At 67.9% G+C, this 17,127-nt stretch carries 17 protein-coding genes; 6 read left to right on the plus strand and 11 right to left on the minus strand.

Annotated elements, in window-relative coordinates; all coding sequences use genetic code 11:
• Positions 1–173: 173 nt before the first annotated feature.
• The 3 genes from QMG61_RS06210 to QMG61_RS06220 all read right to left on the minus strand — a co-directional run bounded on the left by QMG61_RS06210 (position 174) and on the right by QMG61_RS06220 (position 3,372).
• Positions 174–1,433 carry an alpha-hydroxy acid oxidase gene (locus QMG61_RS06210; RefSeq protein WP_283493467.1) on the minus strand — a complete coding sequence of 420 codons (1,260 nt, stop codon included), beginning with the start codon at positions 1,431–1,433 and terminating at the stop codon, positions 174–176.
• A gap of 52 nt (positions 1,434–1,485) precedes the next feature.
• The gene (locus QMG61_RS06215) at positions 1,486–2,202 is read right to left on the minus strand and encodes a FadR/GntR family transcriptional regulator (protein ID WP_283493468.1); all 717 of its coding nucleotides are present in this window, start codon (positions 2,200–2,202) and stop codon (positions 1,486–1,488) included.
• A gap of 135 nt (positions 2,203–2,337) precedes the next feature.
• On the minus strand, positions 2,338–3,372 hold the full coding sequence (locus tag QMG61_RS06220) for a glycerophosphodiester phosphodiesterase family protein (RefSeq protein ID WP_283493469.1): 1,035 nt from the start codon (positions 3,370–3,372) through the stop codon (positions 2,338–2,340).
• A 199-nt stretch (positions 3,373–3,571) separates the two neighbouring features.
• Between QMG61_RS06220 and QMG61_RS06225 the strand changes: the two genes are divergently transcribed.
• The gene (locus QMG61_RS06225; RefSeq protein ID WP_283493470.1) at positions 3,572–4,330 is read left to right on the plus strand and encodes a dienelactone hydrolase family protein; all 759 of its coding nucleotides are present in this window, start codon (positions 3,572–3,574) and stop codon (positions 4,328–4,330) included.
• Between the two features lie 35 nt (positions 4,331–4,365).
• Here the strand turns inward: QMG61_RS06225 and QMG61_RS06230 are convergent, their stop codons facing one another.
• Positions 4,366–4,761, minus strand: coding sequence for a DUF3592 domain-containing protein (locus tag QMG61_RS06230; protein ID WP_283493471.1), 396 nt, complete (start codon positions 4,759–4,761; stop codon positions 4,366–4,368).
• Between the two features lie 104 nt (positions 4,762–4,865).
• Here QMG61_RS06230 and QMG61_RS06235 point away from each other — a divergent pair, with 104 nt between their 5' ends.
• Positions 4,866–6,332, plus strand: a complete 1,467-nt coding sequence (locus QMG61_RS06235; protein WP_283493472.1) for a peptide MFS transporter — start codon at positions 4,866–4,868, stop codon at positions 6,330–6,332.
• Between the two features lie 41 nt (positions 6,333–6,373).
• Here the strand turns inward: QMG61_RS06235 and QMG61_RS06240 are convergent, their stop codons facing one another.
• The gene (locus QMG61_RS06240) at positions 6,374–7,711 is read right to left on the minus strand and encodes an MFS transporter (RefSeq protein WP_283493473.1); all 1,338 of its coding nucleotides are present in this window, start codon (positions 7,709–7,711) and stop codon (positions 6,374–6,376) included.
• Positions 7,708–8,127 carry a MarR family winged helix-turn-helix transcriptional regulator gene (locus QMG61_RS06245; RefSeq protein WP_283493474.1) on the minus strand — a complete coding sequence of 140 codons (420 nt, stop codon included), beginning with the start codon at positions 8,125–8,127 and terminating at the stop codon, positions 7,708–7,710. Before QMG61_RS06245 ends, QMG61_RS06240 begins: the two co-directional genes overlap by 4 nt.
• 169 nt (positions 8,128–8,296) lie before the next feature.
• Between QMG61_RS06245 and QMG61_RS06250 the strand changes: the two genes are divergently transcribed.
• Both QMG61_RS06250 and lplAB read left to right on the plus strand, forming a co-directional pair.
• Positions 8,297–9,148 carry an alpha/beta fold hydrolase gene (locus tag QMG61_RS06250; protein ID WP_283493475.1) on the plus strand — a complete coding sequence of 284 codons (852 nt, stop codon included), beginning with the start codon at positions 8,297–8,299 and terminating at the stop codon, positions 9,146–9,148.
• A gap of 9 nt (positions 9,149–9,157) precedes the next feature.
• Entirely contained in the window at positions 9,158–10,210 is a 1,053-nt protein-coding gene (gene lplAB / locus QMG61_RS06255; RefSeq protein WP_283493476.1) for a lipoate-protein ligase LplAB, read from the plus strand.
• Between the two features lie 105 nt (positions 10,211–10,315).
• Here lplAB and QMG61_RS06260 read toward each other — a convergent pair whose 3' ends face one another.
• The gene (locus QMG61_RS06260; RefSeq protein WP_283493477.1) at positions 10,316–10,636 is read right to left on the minus strand and encodes a GNAT family N-acetyltransferase; all 321 of its coding nucleotides are present in this window, start codon (positions 10,634–10,636) and stop codon (positions 10,316–10,318) included.
• Between the two features lie 34 nt (positions 10,637–10,670).
• Between QMG61_RS06260 and QMG61_RS06265 the strand changes: the two genes are divergently transcribed.
• Together QMG61_RS06265 and QMG61_RS06270 are read left to right on the plus strand one after the other, a co-directional pair.
• Positions 10,671–11,609 carry a DNA-methyltransferase gene (locus QMG61_RS06265; protein WP_283493478.1) on the plus strand — a complete coding sequence of 313 codons (939 nt, stop codon included), beginning with the start codon at positions 10,671–10,673 and terminating at the stop codon, positions 11,607–11,609.
• Positions 11,610–11,687: 78 nt separating this feature from the next.
• On the plus strand, positions 11,688–12,614 hold the full coding sequence (locus QMG61_RS06270; protein WP_283493479.1) for an LLM class F420-dependent oxidoreductase: 927 nt from the start codon (positions 11,688–11,690) through the stop codon (positions 12,612–12,614).
• Between the two features lie 148 nt (positions 12,615–12,762).
• Here QMG61_RS06270 and QMG61_RS06275 read toward each other — a convergent pair whose 3' ends face one another.
• The 4 genes from QMG61_RS06275 to QMG61_RS06290 form a co-directional block, all read right to left on the minus strand.
• The gene (locus QMG61_RS06275) at positions 12,763–13,791 is read right to left on the minus strand and encodes a LacI family DNA-binding transcriptional regulator (protein ID WP_283493480.1); all 1,029 of its coding nucleotides are present in this window, start codon (positions 13,789–13,791) and stop codon (positions 12,763–12,765) included.
• A 39-nt stretch (positions 13,792–13,830) separates the two neighbouring features.
• Positions 13,831–14,673, minus strand: a complete 843-nt coding sequence (locus tag QMG61_RS06280; protein WP_283493481.1) for a carbohydrate ABC transporter permease — start codon at positions 14,671–14,673, stop codon at positions 13,831–13,833.
• Entirely contained in the window at positions 14,670–15,653 is a 984-nt protein-coding gene (locus QMG61_RS06285; RefSeq protein ID WP_283493482.1) for a carbohydrate ABC transporter permease, read from the minus strand. Before QMG61_RS06285 ends, QMG61_RS06280 begins: the two co-directional genes overlap by 4 nt.
• A gap of 122 nt (positions 15,654–15,775) precedes the next feature.
• Positions 15,776–17,059, minus strand: a complete 1,284-nt coding sequence (locus QMG61_RS06290) for an ABC transporter substrate-binding protein (RefSeq protein WP_502847014.1) — start codon at positions 17,057–17,059, stop codon at positions 15,776–15,778.
• Between the last annotated feature and the right edge of the window lie 68 nt (positions 17,060–17,127).

Genomic DNA, 17,127 nt, shown 5'->3' on the forward strand with positions numbered 1-17,127 from the left:
CCCGGCCGGCCTAACCCGGCCGGCGCGACCCGGCCGGCGCGACCTGGCCGGCGCGACCTGGCCGGCGCGACCTGGCCGGCGCGACCTGGCCGGCGCGACCTGGCCGGCGCGACCTGGCCGGCGCGACCCGGCCGGCGCGACCCGGCCGGCGCCACCCTGCGGCCTAACCCGGGTCAGCGTGAGGCGGGGATGCCCGCCGGCCGGGCGATCGGGCTGAGCCGGGCGAGCTGGGTGACGTGGCCGGGTTCGAGTTCCTCGAGCGAGTTGACGCCGAGCAGCCGCATGGTGCGGGTGATCTGGTCGCTGAGGATCTCGATGGCGCGGTCTACTCCGGCCTCGCCGCCGGCCATCAGGCCGTAGAGGTAGGCGCGGCCGACCAGGGTGAACCGGGCGCCGAGGGCCACGGCGGCGACGATGTCCGCGCCGCTCATGATCCCCGTGTCCAGGTGCACCTCGAGGTCGCTGCCGACCTCGCGGACGACCTTCGGGAGCAGGTGGAACGGGATCGGGGCCCGGTCGAGCTGGCGGCCGCCGTGGTTGGACAGGATGATGCCGTCAACGCCGAGTTCGGCGAGCCGGGTCGCATCCGCCACGGTCTGCACGCCCTTGACCACGATCTTGCCCGGCCACTGCGCCTTGATCCAGGCCAGGTCCTCGAAGGTCACGGTCGGGTCGAACATCGTGTCGAGGAGGTCTCCGATGGTGCCGCTCCATCGGTCCAGGGTCGCGAAGGCGAGCGGCTCGGTGGTGAGGAAGTTGATCCACCATTCGGGCCTGGGCAGGGCGTTGAGCACCGTGCCGACGGTCAGGGCTGGCGGGATGGAGAACCCGTTCCGCTTGTCGCGGAGCCTGGCCCCGGCGACCGGCACGTCCACGGTCACCAGCAGGGTGTCGAACCCGGCCTTCGCCGCCCGGTCGACCAGGGCCATCGACCGGTCGCGGTCCTTCCACATGTAGAGCTGGAACCAATTGCGCCCGTCCGGGTTCGCCGCCTTCACATTCTCGATCGAGGTGGTGCCCATTGTGGAGAGGGAGAACGGGATGCCGGCCTTCGCGGCAGCGTGCGCCCCGGCGGTCTCACCCTCGGTCTGCATCATCCGGGTGAACCCGGTCGGCGCGATCCCGAACGGCAGTGCGACCGGCGCCCCGAGCACGTCCCAGCCGGTCGAGACCGCCGAGACATCGCGCAGGATTGCGGGGTGGAACTCGATGTCCTCGAATGCCTGACGCGCTCGGGCGAGAGAGATCTCCGACTCGGCAGCGCCCTCGGTGTAGTCGAACGCGGCCTTCGGGGTGCGGCGCTTCGCGATGGCCCGCAGGTCGTGAATGGTCAGCGCATTCTCCAGGCGGCGTTTCCTGGCGTTGAGTTCCGGCGCCTTGAACCGCATCAGCGGAGCGAGGTCTGTGAGCCTGGGGATTCGTCGTTGAACCATGCGTGGGTGTCCGTTCGGTCTGGTGGTCAGCAGTGGGCGGCGCGCGGGCAGGTCAGGGGTGAAGCGGATGGCCGTGCGTTTCGGCGTAGTAGCCCTCGATGTGAGCCACCACGAGCGTGCGGGCCCGTGCGGGCTCAGTGGTTCGAATGGCGGCGAGGATGCCCCGATGTTCGCCCCTGAGCCGGGCGGAGGTCTCCGCCCAGGAGGCCAGGCCGAGCGCCCCGGCTCGCGCGTAGCCCTCGATGGCGCTCCGGAGCCCGGCCATCGTTGCGGTGATCACCTGGTTGCCCGAAGCGGTGGCCAGCGAGAGGTGGAACTGGGTGTCGAGCGCGAGGAACTCGGCCTCGGTCAGCTCCGGATCGTCCATGGCCTCGAGCAGCTGCTCCGACTCGGTGAGATCGGAGACGATGGCTGCCCCGGCCAGCTCGGCCACGACCGCGGCCTCCAGGATCAGCCGGGTCTTGACGACATCCGCGACGGGGAAGCCCTGAGCGGCGACCTGCAGGCGCATCAGGGCCGACATGCCGCCCCCCGGCAGGGCGACGATGATCGCGCCCGCAGACGGGCCGGAACCCGCAGCGGTGCGGATGAGCCCGAGCACCTCGAGCACGCGGAGCGCCTCGCGAACGCTGGAACGACCCACACCGAGGGCCGCGGCCAGGGCGCGTTCGGCGGGGAGGTGGTCGCCGGGGGACAGGCGGCCGGACAGGAGGTCGGACTCGATGCTTTCGAGCACGAGTTCCCACGCGCGGCGCTCGGTGCCTGGCACAGGGTCCTCCTCGACGTCGGGGCGGCAGTCGTGCCCGGATCTCGGCAACTGCTGTGGTCTGACCACGTTACCTGACGAGGCCGCGTCGGTCCAGCCTCTCGGTGGAGACGGCGGGTATGCCGCCGCCGGCATCCGCTATCGGGTGTATGCGCGGGGCAGCTTGAGACCCCGGTCGGCCATGATCTGCCGCGCGCGGGTCGGGTAGTCGGTGATGATGCCGTCAACGCCACCGTCCATCAGGCCACTGATATCTGCCGCCTCGTTGACGGTCCACGGGATAACGGTGAGCCCGAGGGAATGCGCCTCGGCAATCATCGCCGGTGTGGCCGAGGCGAAGTTCGGCGAGATGACGTCGTAGCCTTGTGCGGCGGCGGCCTGGGCGAGGGAACCGTCGAACGAATCGATGTCGATCCCGCCGAGGTTCGGGCTCATGCCGGGCGCTCCCACGCCCAGCCAGTCGTCTCCGGCGGAGAGGGCGACCAGGGCAAGGTCCGGAGCGATCTCCCTGGTGAGGTTCAACGAGGCCCAGTCGAAGCTCTGAACCGTCGTGTTCGAGGCCAGGCCGGACCCCTGGATCTCGCCGACGACCCTTCTGGTCAAGGCCGCCATCTCATCGGTGCCGTCCGGGCCGGCCACCTCGACCTTGGTCTCGATGTTCAGGCGAACCTTCCCGGCGTGGTGGTCGAGGACCAGGGCGAAGACGTCCTGCAGCAGGGCGACGTGGTTTCCGGCGATGACCGTTTGAGAGGGGAAACCGGGGAGCTGTTGGTAGCCGCAGTCCATCGTGCGAATCTCGGCGAGGGTGAGGTCACGCACCCGGTCGTTCGCGTACGGGAACGCGGGGTCGCCGACGAAGGCGGGGGCGGTGTCCGCACACTTGCTCGCCGTCATGACGTCGTCGTGCCAGACGACGACCTGGTCGTCCCTGGTCAGGTGGGTGTCCAGTTCGAGGGTCGAGACGCCAAGCTCCAGAGAATGGGCGAACGCGGCCGTCGATTCCTCGGTCCATTCGCCCCGTCCGCCACGGTGGGATTGCAGGTCGAAGGAGGAACGTCGGTCGTCGTCCTCGTGGCGCGGCTCCGCGGCCACGGCCGGAGTAGCCAGCGACGCCGCGGCCATCGCCGTTGAGAGTGCAGCCGTGACGGCGGTCTTGATGAGAATTGAACGCATTGTTGGTCCCCCTGGTGGAGCCTGTGCCGGGGCGGCGGAGCGCCGCCCACCGACCCAAGCTAGGAAGCAGAGATTGCCGGGCCGGGTCGCCCGCGTGTCTCCGCGGTGAACGCGCGGGGAGATCCGAGCGGGCCGCGTCCGGACGCCCGCTCTCGTTCAGGGGCTTGCACTACGATTCAGCCACCAGAGGGAGCCCATCATGACGACTGCTGCGAAACTGATCGACCTCACCCTGCCCGGGTCGCCCGGCGGCAGCGCGGGGCTCACCGCACTCCTCGGCGTCCCTGCGGGGGAGGGCCCCTGGCCCGGCGTGGTGCTCGTGCACGAGGCCTTCGGTCTCACCGACGTGATGCGTCGCCAGGTCGTCCGGATGGCCGAGGCCGGTTACCTGGCGCTGATGCCCAACCTGTTCACCGAGGGCGGGCCGCGCAGGTGCCTGATGGCTACCTTCCGTGCGCTGCAGGCCGGTGAGGGACGTGCGTTCGTCGATATCGAGTCCGCGCGCACGTTCCTGACCGGCCGATCGGACTGCACCGGCCAGGTCGGCGTTCTCGGCTTCTGCATGGGCGGCGGGTTCGCCCTGGTCGCGGCCGCGCGCGGCTTCGACGCCGCATCCGTCAACTATGGGCGGCTACCCGTCGACGTCGACGCGGCCCTCGTCGGCGCCTGCCCGATCGTCGCGAGCTACGGCGCGACCGACGCGTCCCTGAAGGGAGCCGCCGGCAAGTTCGAGGGCGCGCTTGTGCGCAGCGGGGTTCCCCACGACGTCAAGGAATACCCGGGGGCCGGGCATGCCTTCCTCAACGACGCCGAGAGCGGGCCGCGCGTGCTGCGCTTCGTGCTCCGACGCATCCTCGGCGCCGGCCCCGACCCGGTCGCGGCAGCCGACGCCTGGCAGCGAATCGATGCCTTCTTCGGTGCCTACCTGACCACCCCGAAGAAGGCGCCGGGCAGCTAGCGCGTGGCCTGGACGGCCGGTCTCGCCGCCGCTGGTCAGACGAACATCAGCACCACACCGACCACGGCCGCGGCGACCCCCGTGCCCAGCAGGATGAGTCCGGTCAACCGCAGCGCCCTGCCCGCGGACTCCGGCGAGTGGGTGTGACAGCGCGACGGCGTTCGGGAATTGAACCAGACCGGCACATCCTCCCCGGCGGGCAGCTCACTCGTCTCGTGGGTGGTCGCGGGGCACTCGTGTACCTCGCCGTCGCGGTCGAACCAGCGGATGACCGTGCCCGTCCCCGACGTGGCGATCACCCCGTCGGTCAGGATCCACCCGCCCTTGATCCCGCGCACGAACATCCCGGCGAGGTAGAGGATCACGCCGAGGACCAGGCCCACGATGGACAGCACCTCGCTGATCAGCGAGGTGAGAGCGTGCGTGTCCAATCCGGCCCTTCCGGCAATAGCGGTGCGGTATTTTCGATCGTATCGTGCGGGGGCCGCCCGGCCCCGATGCCCCCGCTCTGGGGGGTGCGCGGTAGGGTCAAGCAATGAGCACGGTCGCGGAACGTACCCCAACGCACGAGGACAGTAGCTTCTTCGGGCAACCGCGAGCACTCGCAAACATCTTCGGCGTGGAGATGTGGGAGCGGTTTTCCTTCTATGGGATGCAGGGCATCCTGCTGCTGTATTTGTACTACTCGGCGACCAGGGGCGGACTGGCCATCCCCCAGGCGACGGCCGCGGGGATCGTGGGTGCCTACGGCGGCGGCGTCTACCTCTCGACCATCCTCGGGGCCTGGGTTGCTGACCGGCTGGCCGGGTCGGAGCGGGTGCTGTTCTACAGTGCCATGGTCATTGCGGTGGGCCACCTCGCCCTCGCGCTCATCCCCGGGGTCGCCGGCGTCACGGTCGGACTGATCCTGATCGCGGTCGGCAGCGGTGGCCTCAAGGCCAACGCGACCTCCGTCGTCGGGGCGCTCTACCAACGGGACGACGCCCGGATCGACGCGGGCTTCTCTTTGTTCTACCTCGGGATCAACCTGGGCGCCTTCTTCGGCCCGGTCCTGACCGGACTGCTGCAGTCAACCCTCGGCTTCCACTACGGCTTCGGTCTGGCGGCGGTCGGTATGACGATCGGCCTGGTGCAGTATTCCTTCGGGCGGAAGCGCCTGCCGGAGATCGTGCACCACGTGCCCAACCCGCTCCCGACCGAACGCCTGATGCCCTACCTCGCAGCGGCCCTGGCCGGCGTCGCCGCGATCGTGGTTCTCGTGCTGGTGGGCGTCATCACGCCGACCAGTCTGGTCACCATCATGATCGGCCTCACGGTGATCGCCACGATCAGCTACTTCGTCGTCATCCTGCGCAATCGCCAGATCACGACGGTGGAACGCAAACGCGTGTACGCGTTCATCCCGCTCTTCATCGCGAGCGCCGCGTTCTGGTCGCTGTCGCAGCAGCAGTTCACCGTGGTCACCATCTACGCCGACGAGCGCCTGAATCGCGACCTGTTCGGCTGGGAACTGCCGGTCTCCTGGATTCAATCGTTCAACCCGATCTTCATCATCCTGCTGTCCGGCGCATTCGCGGCACTGTGGACCAGATGGGGTTCGCGGCAGCCGTCGACGCCGGTCAAGTTCGCGATCGGAACGGCCGTGATGGGCGTCGCCTTCCTTCTGTTCCTGCCCTTCACCGGCGGCGGCGCGAATTCGACCCCAATGGCGGCGATGGTCGGCATCCTGCTCGTGCTCACGGTGGCCGAACTCCTGATCGGCCCGGTCGGCCTGGCGATCACCACCAAGTTGGCACCCGAGCCGTTCAAGACCCAGATGGTGGCGCTGTTCTTCCTCTCGATCGCGCTCGGCACCGCCGTCTCTGGCCGGCTGGCGGAGTGGTACACCACGGTCCCGGAGACGCTGTACTTCAGCGTGATCGGCGGCGTCGCCATCGGGCTCGGACTCCTGCTGGCGCTGATTTCCCGCCCGATCCTGCGGTTGATGAACGGCGTGCGCTGACAGTTCGGGGGCACTGACGTTCGGCGTGCGCTGACGGATGCCTAGCGGCTGGCCGTGGCCTCGACGATCGCGATCTCGCGGGTTGCGGTCTCCGGCGTCCCGGTAGCCAGGTCGCGCCCGTCGCCATCGTGCCGGAGCAGCAGCCGGGGTGAGCGCCCCGGACGGTAGCGCACGCGCAGACTCCGGTACCGCACCATCCAGAAGAGCACCGCCCCGGCCGCCAGGAGGCCGGACAGCGCTGCGACGCCGAGCGCCCAGCGGGGGCCGTATTGGTCGGCCACCCAGCCGACCAGCGGCGCCCCGAGCGGGGTGCCGCCGGCGAAGATCGCCATGTACAGCGCCATCACCCGGCCGCGCATCGCCGGTCTGGTCGTGGTCTGCACGTAGGCGTTCGCGGTGGTCATCAGGGTCAGCGAGGCGAATCCGATCAGCGCGAGCGACAGCGCGAAAGTGGCGTAGTTCGGCATGACGGCGGCCAGGGCGCAGGACAGCCCGAACACCGCCGAGCCGGCCACCACGAGGCGCAGGCGTGGCCGACTGCGCCGGGCGGAGAGCAGCGCTCCGGCGACCGACCCGATGGCCATGATCGAACTGAGGAAACCGAATTCGCCCGCGCCCATCCCGAATTCGACCGTGGCCATGGTCGCCGTGAAGATGGCGAAATTGAAGCCGAATGTACCGACCAGAAAGACCGTGATCAGCACGACAACGATGTCGGCTCGATGCGACACGTAGCGGAAGCCGGCCATCAGCTGGCCTCGCTCACGGGATGCCCGCGGCTGTGATCGCAACTGCTCGGTGCGCAGCATCGCCATCGCGACAACGGTCGCGCCGAAGGTGGCCGCGTTGATGATGAAGACCCAGCCGGCACCGATGGCGACGGTGAGCAGCCCGGCGGCCGCGGGGCCGATCAGGCGGGCGCCGTTGAACGACGCGGAGTTGAGAGCCACCGCGTTGGAGAGTTTGTCGTCCGAGACCAGTTCGGAGACGAAGGTCTGGCGCGCCGGGGCGTCGATCGCGGCGACGATGCCCAGGCCGAGGGCGAACAGGTAGACATGCCAGAGTTGGGCGATGCCCGTGACCGTGATGAGGCCGAGCCCCAGCCCGAGCAGGCCCATCAGGCTCTGGGTCACGATCAGCAGCCTGCGCCGGTTGAACCGGTCGGCGATGAGCCCCGACCACGGCATCAAAACGAGCTGCGGCCCGAACTGCAGCGCCATGACGATACCCACCGCCGTGGCGTTGTGATCGGTCAGGTCGGTGAGCACGATCCAGTCCTGGGCCGTGCGTTGCATCCAGGTTCCGATGTTCGACACCAGGGCGCCCGCGAACCAGATTCGGTAGTTCGGGACGCTGAGGGAACGGAACATGGCACTCAACTGTCGGTGAGCTCCTTCATGAGGTCGATGGCTTCCGTGAGCACGCGGCGCTGTTCCGGCGTGAACTTGACGATGCGCTGGGCAAGCCAGGCGTCCCGGCGCTTGCGCGTGTCGCGCATCATGGTGCGCCCGGGCTCGGTCACGGTGAGGATCACCTTACGTCCGTCATCGGCCGACATGGCGCGGTTCACCAGTCCGGCCTGTACCAGCGCGTTCACGGTGCGGTTCATCGACGGCGGCGTCACTTTTTCGTGCTCGCTGAGCTCGCGGAGGGTGAAGGGGCCGTAGAAAAAGAGCGTTCCCAACGCCGAGAACTGACTGCCGCTGAGTTCGTTGTCGGCCTTCTCCTGGCGCAGGCGTCGGGCCAGGCGCCCGTTTGCCAGCCGGAAGTCGTGGCTCAACTCGGCCACCGTCATTCGACGACCGGTTGACGAGCCGGAGGCGGGGGGCGCTGAAGCCGATGTTGATTCCATAGATACCAACCATAACCACTTAGCGACGCTAAGTATTCCCGCCCCGCTCGTTCAGGTGGCAATTTTTCGGCCGGTACCGGCGCGGCTTCGCCAGGCCTGACAGACTGGCTCCGTGCCTACCTACACGGACGACTTCGGCGTTGCCATCACCTACTACGAGTGGGCGGTGCCGGAGCCGCGGGCAATCGTGCAGCTCGTCCACGGTGTCGGTGAGCATGCCCAGCGGTACACAGAGGTCATCGGTCGGCTGAATGCCGCGGGCTACAGCGTCTACGCCGACGACCATCGCGGTCATGGCCAGACCGGGGTGCACCAATACAATGGCGATCTCTCCCGGCTCGGTCGGCTCGGCAAGGGCGGGCTGCGGGCCGCCGTCGCCGCCGTGCACCAGCTCAGCGGAATCATCCGGGCCGAGCGCCCCGGAGTTCCGCTGGTGCTGCTCGGTCACAGCTGGGGTTCGTTCATGGCGCAGATGATCCTCAACCGGCACCAGGAGGAGTACGACGCCGTGGTGCTCAGCGGTACCGCCTACCGGATGCCCGGTTACCTCGACGGCGGCGACCTGAACCGCAGGCACAAGAACCTGGGCACGACGGGCGTGGAGTGGCTCAGTCGCGACCCGGCCGTCGCCGAGGCGTTCGTCGCCGACCCGCTGACCACCGCCGTGCCGCTGGCGAAGCTGTTCGGGATCCGGGATGCCGCGCGGCTCTTCGGGCGCCCTGCCCGCGGGCTCCCCGCGTCGCTTCCGCTGCTGATTCTGGTCGGCAGCGACGACACGGTCGGAGGGGAGCGAAGCGCTCGCATGCTCTCAAAGGCATACTCGGAGCGGTCGGGGCTGCGCGACATCCGTCTGATCGTTTACCCCGGCGCCAGGCACGAGGTCTTCAACGAGACCAACCGGGCGCAGGTCTTCAGCGACCTCATCGTCTGGCTGAACGAGCGGGTACCGCCCCGCGCCGATTAGTCTGGTGTCATGCACGGTGAATACAAGGTTCCTGGTGGCAAGCTCGTCGTCGTCGATCTCGAGGTCGTCGACAACACGATTGTCGACTTCCGGCTGGCCGGTGACTTCTTCCTCGAGCCCGACAGCGCGCTCGGTGACATCAACTCCGCGGTGAACGGGCTGTCCGCGGACAGCGATGCGGTGAGCATTGCCGCCGCGGTGCGCCTGGCCCTCCCGGCCGACGCCACCCTGCTCGGGTTTTCGCCGGAAGCCGTCGCGGTCGCGATCCGCCGTTCGCTCGCCAGGGCCAGCAGCTGGCGCGACTACCAGTGGCAGATCATTCACTCTCCGCGTCCCGTTCCGCCGGTGATGCAGATGGCGCTCGACGAGGTGCTCGCGACCGAGGTCGGCGAAGGTCGCCGCAGCCCCACGCTGCGGATCTGGGAGTGGAACGAGCCGGCCGTGGTGATCGGCAGCTTCCAGTCGCTGCGCAACGAGGTGGACCCGGTCAATGCGGAGAAGCACGGTTTCACCGTGGTGCGCCGGATCAGCGGGGGCGGGGCCATGTTCATGGAGGCCGGTTCGGTCATCACCTACTCCATCTACGCGCCCACCGACCTCGTGCTGGGGATGACCTTCGCGGATTCCTATGCCTACCTCGACGAGTGGGTGCTCACTGCGCTCAAGTCGCTCGGCATCGACGCCTACTACCAGCCGCTCAACGACATCACGAGCCCCAAGGGCAAGATCGGCGGGGCGGCCCAGAAGCGCCTCGGCAGCGGGGCCGTGCTGCACCACGTCACCATGAGCTACGACATGGACGGCGAGAAGATGGTGCAGGTGCTCCGGATCGGGCGGGAAAAGCTCAGCGATAAGGGGATCACGAGCGCGGCCAAGCGCGTCGACCCCCTGCGCAGCCAGACCGGCCTCAGCCGCGCCGAGATCATCGACCGGATGAAGGAGACCTTCACCGGGCTCTATGACGCGGTCGGCGGAGACGTGACCGAGGAGGAATACGCCAAGGCTGCCGCGCTGGTGGAGAGCAAGTTCGGCACGGCAGACTGGATCGGGCGCGTCCCGTAGGACGCCCGCCCCCTCACTAGCTCGCGAGAGTGCAGTTTTCGCCCATTCGCGAGCCACGAGGGGGCCAAAACTGCACTCTCGCGGGCACGACGGGTTGCGGGTGGGCTACTTGCCGCGGGTGAGGAGGTCCTGGTATTCGGCGTGGGTGTCGATCCAGCTGACCACGTAGGGGCAAACCGGCACCACGGTGAGCTCGGTGCGCACGCGCACGTCGTCGAGGGCCTGCTCGACCAGGATGCTGGCCAGTCTCTGGCCGCGGCGCGCCGGATCGACCTCGACATGGGTGAACAGCACTTCCGTGCCGTCGACCTCGTAGTCGGCGAACCCGGCCGCAACCCCGTCGACCTGGAGCGAATAACGGGCCAGGGCGGGCTCGTGGCGGACGATGGCCGTCGACGACCCGGTGGACGCAGAGTCAGTAGTCATCTCATTAGCGTAAGCCGCCTGACACAATGAAGGAATGCCAACCGCGTGGTCCCAGTCGTCTCCCAGCCGTGTCGTCCATGCCGATAACCTCGAGATCCTGCCCGGGCTGCCGGCCGAAGCGTTCACGTTGATCTACCTCGACCCGCCGTTCAACACCGGCCGGAAGCAGAACCGCCAGTCGACGACATCCATTCGATCGAGCGTCGCGGTGGACGCCGGGGCGCTCGGGGCCCACGCGGCGGGCACGATCACCGGGTTCAAGGGCCAGCGCTACGAGCGGATCAAGGGCGACCTGCTCGGCTACGACGACCAGTTCGAGGACTACTGGGCGTTCCTGGAGCCCCGCCTGATCGAGGCCTGGCGGCTACTGGCCGACGACGGCACCCTCTACCTCCACCTCGACTACCGTGAGGCGCACTACGCGAAGGTGCTGCTCGACGCGCTCTTCGGCCGGGATTGCTTCCTCAACGAGCTGATCTGGGCCTACGACTACGGCGCCAAGTCGAAGAACCGCTGGCCGACCAAACACGACACGATCCTCGTCTACGTCAAGAACCCGGCCCGGTACTACTTCGACTCGACCACGGTCGACCGGGAGCCGTACATGGCGCCCGGCCTGGTCACCCCGGAGAAGGTGGCCAAGGGCAAGCTGCCGACGGATGTCTGGTGGCACACGATCGTGTCGCCGACGGGCAAGGAGAAGACCGGGTATCCCACCCAGAAGCCGGTCGGCATCCTGCGCCGGATGATCCAGGCCTCCAGTCGTGAGGGCGACTGGGTGCTCGACTTCTTCGCCGGCAGCGGCACGACCGGCGCGGTCGCCGCGGCGCTCGGCCGCCGGTTCGTGCTGATCGACCGGAACCCGGAGTCGATCCAGGTCATGCGGGCGCGGTTCGCTTCGCTGCCCGAGGTGGAGTTCATCGCCGCCGCCGCCGCGGACGCGGACGCCGCCGCCGCCGACGCCATCGCCTGATCTCCACGGGCTCGATCACCCCGTCGGTGGTCGAGCTTGCCGGGATCCGAGCCCGCCCGGACCTGAAACACTGGAACCATGAGACTCCGGATTTTCACCGAACCGCAGCAGGGCGCCGACTACGACGACATCCTCGCCGTCGCCCAGACCGCGGAGAATCTAGGCTTCGACGCCTTCTTCCGCTCGGACCACTACCTCGCGATGGGCGAGCACGTCTCAGGCCTGCCCGGGCCGACGGATGCCTGGACCACCCTCGCCGGACTCGCCCGCGAGACCTCCCGCATCCGCCTCGGCACGCTTGTCTCCTCGGTGACCTACCGAGCGCCGGGCATCCTTGCCATCCAGGTGGCGCAGGTCGACCAGATGTCGGGCGGCAGGGTGGAACTCGGCCTCGGCACGGGCTGGTTCGAGCAGGAACACCTGGCCTACGGCATCCCCTTCCCGGCAAGAAGATTCGGCATGCTTGAGGAGCAGCTCGAGATCGTGACCGGCCTGTGGTCCACGCCCGTCGGTGAGCAGTACAGCTTCGCCGGGGAGCACTACACAATCGTCGATTCGCCCGCACTGCCGAAGCCGACGCAGTCCCGTGTGCCCGTGATCGTCGGCGGCGGTGGCGCGAAGCGCACCCCGGCCATGGCGGCTCGGTTCGCGACCGAATTCAACCTGCCGTTCCCCGACTTCGCGGATGTCCCCGGGAAGTTCGCCGGGGTGCGGGCCGCCTGCGAGGCCATCGGTCGCGACCCGCGCGAGCTCGTCTACTCGACCGCCCTGATTGCGATCGCCGGCCGGGACGAGGCCGAGTTCGCCCACCGCGCCGCCGCGGTCGGCCGCGAACCGGCCGAGTTGCGCGAGCACGGCCTGGCCGGGACCGCGTCGGAACTCGTTGATCGGCTGGGCGCACTCGCCGCCGACGGCGTCGAGTGCGTCTACCTGCAGATCATGGACCTGTCCGACCTCGACCATCTCGACTTCATCGCCCGAGAGGTCATGCCCCAGCTGGATTGAGCCGCTGGGGCGCGCCGCTCCTGCGGTTGGCAGCATCCGGGACCGCCGCGCCCGTTTCGGCGGGCCGCGCCGGCGCCGGCGGGCGCGCCCTGCGGAAGAGGGCGCGCCCTGACGAGGTGATGCGCCAAGTGGGGGACGCGCGGCCGGCCTAGGCCGAGTCGCGCAAGACCAGATGGGTCGGCATGATGGTGCGATGCGGCACCTGCTCGTCGCCGGCGAGCCGCCGCAGGAGGGTGTCCGCCATCGCGTAGCCCATTTCATTGGAGGGCTGGTGCACGGTGGTCAGCGGGATCGGACCGGAGGTGGCGGCCGGACTGTCGTCGAACCCGACGATGGCAATGTCTCCCGGCACCGACCTGCCGAGCTCCTGCAGAACGGCCACCGCGCCGGTGGCCATCAGGTCGCTGGCCACGAAGATGCCGTCGATGTCGGGGCAACGCTCCAGGAGGCGGCGGGTGGCCGCGGCCGCGCCGACGACAGTGAAGTCCGCGTACTCGACGGCATCCGTCGGCATCCCGACCCGGTCCAGCGTTCGCTGGAACCCGGTCACCCGGTCGATGCCGGCCGGCATGTCGATCGCCCCGGAGATCGAGCCGATCCGGCGGCGACCGATGTCGATCAGGCGCTGGGTGCCCCGCTCGGCGCCCGCGGCGTTGTCGACGTCGACAAAGTAGGCCTCGAGGTCGTCCGCCGCCGATGGACGGCCGCCGAAGACCACCGGCATCGTGGCCTGGAGTTCGGCGACGAAGTCGTCACCGGTGTGGTGCGAGATGATCAGGGCCCCGTCCACGTTGCCCGACCGCAGGTACCGCAAGGTCTTGTGCAGGGGGTCACTCGACGCGACGAGCAGGTTGAGTGTGTAGTCGCTCTGGTCGAGCCTGCGGGTGATGCCCTGCACGACGGCGGCGAAGTACGGGTCGCCGAAGAAACGGGTCATATCCTCGGGCACGACCAGCGCGAGGGCCTGGGTCTGCCGACTGGCGAGCGATCGCGCGGCCCGGTTGGGAACGTAATTGAGCTCGTCGATGGCAGCGGTGACGGAGGCGACGATTCCGGGCCGGACCTTCGTTGACCCGTTGACCACCCGGCTCACGGTCGCCCGGGACACCCCGGCCACCTCGGCCACCATCTCCAAGGTCGGCTGGGGAGGTCGCGCCTGGCGCACACTGGATGTCATGGCGTCACTCTAATCGACCGTGTCCGTGTGCGAGCGGGGTCATCCCTTGACCGCGCCCTGCATGATGCCGGCCACCAACTGCTTGCCCAGGACGATGAAGACCAGAATCAGCGGGATGATCGACAGTACGACACCGGCGAGCACGAGGGAGTAGTCGACGTAGAAGGCCGCCTGCAGTTGCTGCAGCGCCACGGGGAGGGTCGGGTTTCCAGGGCCGAGCACGATGAACGGCCAGAAGAAGTTGGTCCAGGTTCCGATGAAGGTGAACAGGGCCAGCATCGCGGCGGCCGGGCGGGCTGCCGGGAGCCCGATGTGCCAGAAGCTGCGGATCATGGACGCGCCGTCCATGCGCACGGCCTCGATCAGTTCGTCCGGGAGTGCGTCGCGCAGGTACTGGGTCATCCAGAACACGCCGAACGCGGTGACCATGGCGGGCGCGATGACCGCCCAGAGGCTACCGGTCCAGCCGAGCCGCGCCATGACGATGAACAGCGGTACGATGCCGAGCTGGGTGGGAACCGCCATGGTCGCGATCACGAAGATGAGCAGGCCCTCACGCCCGCGGAACTTCAACTTGGCGAAGGCGTAGCCGGCCAGCGTGGAGAACACGACGACGCTCAATGAGACCGCGCTGGAGACGATGATGCTGTTGCCGAGGGCGGTCCAGAACGGAATGCTGTCGATGACGGTCGCGGCGTTGGCAATGAAGTTGCCGCCCGGAATCCACATCATGCCGTTTTTGTTCAGGGCTGAGGCATCCTGGCTGCCGATCAGGAACGACCACCAGATCGGGAAGGCCGAGCCGAGCAGGACCGCGATCAGGATTCCGTAGACCCAGATCCCGGGGCGGCGGTCGTGGCCGCCGATGATGGTCTTGCTCATGAGATGCCTTTCGCACGGGTGCGCAGCTTGCGGTCAGCGGATCCGGCGATGCGCCGGGTGATCATGAAGTTGATGATCGCGATGACGATGATGATCAGGAAGAGCAGCCAGGCCACGGCGGAGGCCCGGCCGAAGTTGCGCTGGCCCCAGCCGAGTTCGTAAATGTAGAGCGTGAGCGTCTGCCACTGACGGTTCGCCCCGCCCTGGCCGACGTTGTCGAACATTCGGGCCTCGTCGAAGATCTGCAGTCCGCCGATCGTGGAGGTCAGGATGACGAAGATGATGATCGGGCGAAGCAACGGCACGGTGATCGACCAGAAGGTGCGCAGCCGGTTGGCGCCGTCGATGATGGCGGCCTCGTAGTAGTCGCGGGGGACCGCCTGCATGGCGGCCAGGAAGATGAGGGCGTTGTACCCGGTCCAGCGGAAGTTGACCATCGTGGCGATGGCGATGTGGCTGGGGATGACGTCAACGTGCCAGCGGATGGGCTCGAGCCCGAGGCTCATGATCCCGCTGTTGATGAGGCCGAACCGGTCCCCGAAGAGGTCGTTGAAGATCAGGGCGACCGCGACGGGTGCCACGACGTAGGGGAGCAGAACACCCATGCGCCAGAAGGTCTTACCGCGCAGGTTGAAGTCGAGCACGGCGGCGATGGCGATTGCGGCTATGACCTGGGGGATGCTCGAAAGCAGGAAGATGCTGAAGGTGTTGCGCAGTGAGGTCCAGAAATACGGCTGGCCGAGAACCGTGGTGAAATTCTCCAGACCGACGAAGTCACCCTGGCCTCCGATGAGGTTCCAGTCGTGCACCGACACCCACGCCGTGTACAGCAGAGGGAAGAGTCCCACCAGGCCAAAGAGGAGAAAGAACGGTGAGATGTAGAGGTAGGGCGAGAAGCGCACGTCCCATCGGCTGAGCCGGTGGCTGAGGGCAATGCGACGGATGCTGCGGGCAGTCACCTCGGCGGCGGCGGTAGTCATGGATATTCCTTGCGTCTGTGTCGGTGGTCGAGCGGGTCGAGACCGGTGTCTGGTTCGCGGTTGGCGGTCTAAGGCTGTCGAGACCGAGTGGCCTCGACAGCCTTAGATCGCGCGGTGGCTGGTTAGCCGAGTGCCTTCACGTCGGTGACCCACTGGGCCCACGACTCGTCGGCGGTCATTGTGCCATCTTCGACGCGCGTGAGCGCCTGCTGCATTGCGTCGTTGATCGGGAAGTAGTTGACACCCTTGAACGGCGTCACGTCTACGGCCGCGGCACGGTTGGCGAGGATCTCACCGGTCGGTGCGTTGTTGAAGAACTCGTTGGTTGCTCCGAGGAGTTCATCGCTGGCGAGAGCATCGATCTGGCTCGGGAAGGTGCCCTTCGCGGCGAACGCCTTGAGCTGCTGCTCCGGGGCGGTCAGCCACGCGGCGAGCTTCTTGGCTTCATCCTGGTGCTTGGACTGGTTGGGAACGGTCAGGTACGAGCCGCCCCAGTTGCCGCCGCCGCCGGGGAACGTGTCGGCGATGTCCCAGCCGGTGACGCCCTCTGCGTTGCCCGAGATCACGCCGAGCATCCAGCCCGGGCAGAGCTGCGTGGCGAAGCCGTTGTTCTGGAAGCTTGCGGTCCAGTCGTCGCTCCACTGTCCCAGGTGTGCGGAGAGTGTGCTGCTGGCTGCGAGAACGCTCGTGTACGCCTCTTTCACCTGCGGGTTCTCGGTGGCGATGATGGTGCCGTCCGCCTTCTCGTAGGCGTTGGGGATCTGGTTGACGACGCCCTGCCAGGTTGCTCCGGCGGAGTCGAACCACGGCACGTTGGTGCCGGCGGCTACGAACTTCTCACCGGCGGCGTAGTAGCTGTCCCAGCTGGTGCCGAGGAGCTTGGCGACCTCGGCGCGATCGGTCGGCAGGCCGGCCGCGGCGAACAGGTCGGAGCGGTAGCAGACGGCCTCAGGGCCGATGTCGGTGCCGTAGGCGATCAGGCGGCCGTCGGCGTCCGTGGCGGCCTCGGTCTTCCATTTCAGCCAGCGGTCCTTGACGTCGGCCGAGGACAGGTCGGCGAACTGGTCCGAGTAGGTCAGGAGCTCGGGGAGCCAGTCGACCTCAATGGCTTCGACGTCGCTCAGGCCGCTGCCGGCTGCAAGCCGGGTGGTGAGGTTGTCGCGGGCCTCGTTGGAGGTGGCCGCCTTCTTTTGCGTGATTTTCACGTTCGGATTTGCTGCTTCGTACTCGGCGAAGAGGTCGTCATAGCCGAATTCATTGAACGTGGCTACGGTCAGTTTCACCTTCCCGTCCTTGGACGGTTCCGAGCCGGCGCCGGCTGAACAGCCGGACAGAACCAGTGCGAAAGTTGCTGCTCCGGCGACGGTTGCTGCGATTGTGCTGCGCGGGAAACGCTTCACGGTCACTCCCTTGTGTGCGTGCTGATGATGGTGGATTGCAAGCCCGCCCCCAGGTGCTGAGAGCGCTCTCACGT

This window comes from Cryobacterium sp. PH31-AA6, from assembly GCF_030063195.1.
In the GTDB taxonomy this organism is placed as follows: domain Bacteria; phylum Actinomycetota; class Actinomycetes; order Actinomycetales; family Microbacteriaceae; genus Cryobacterium.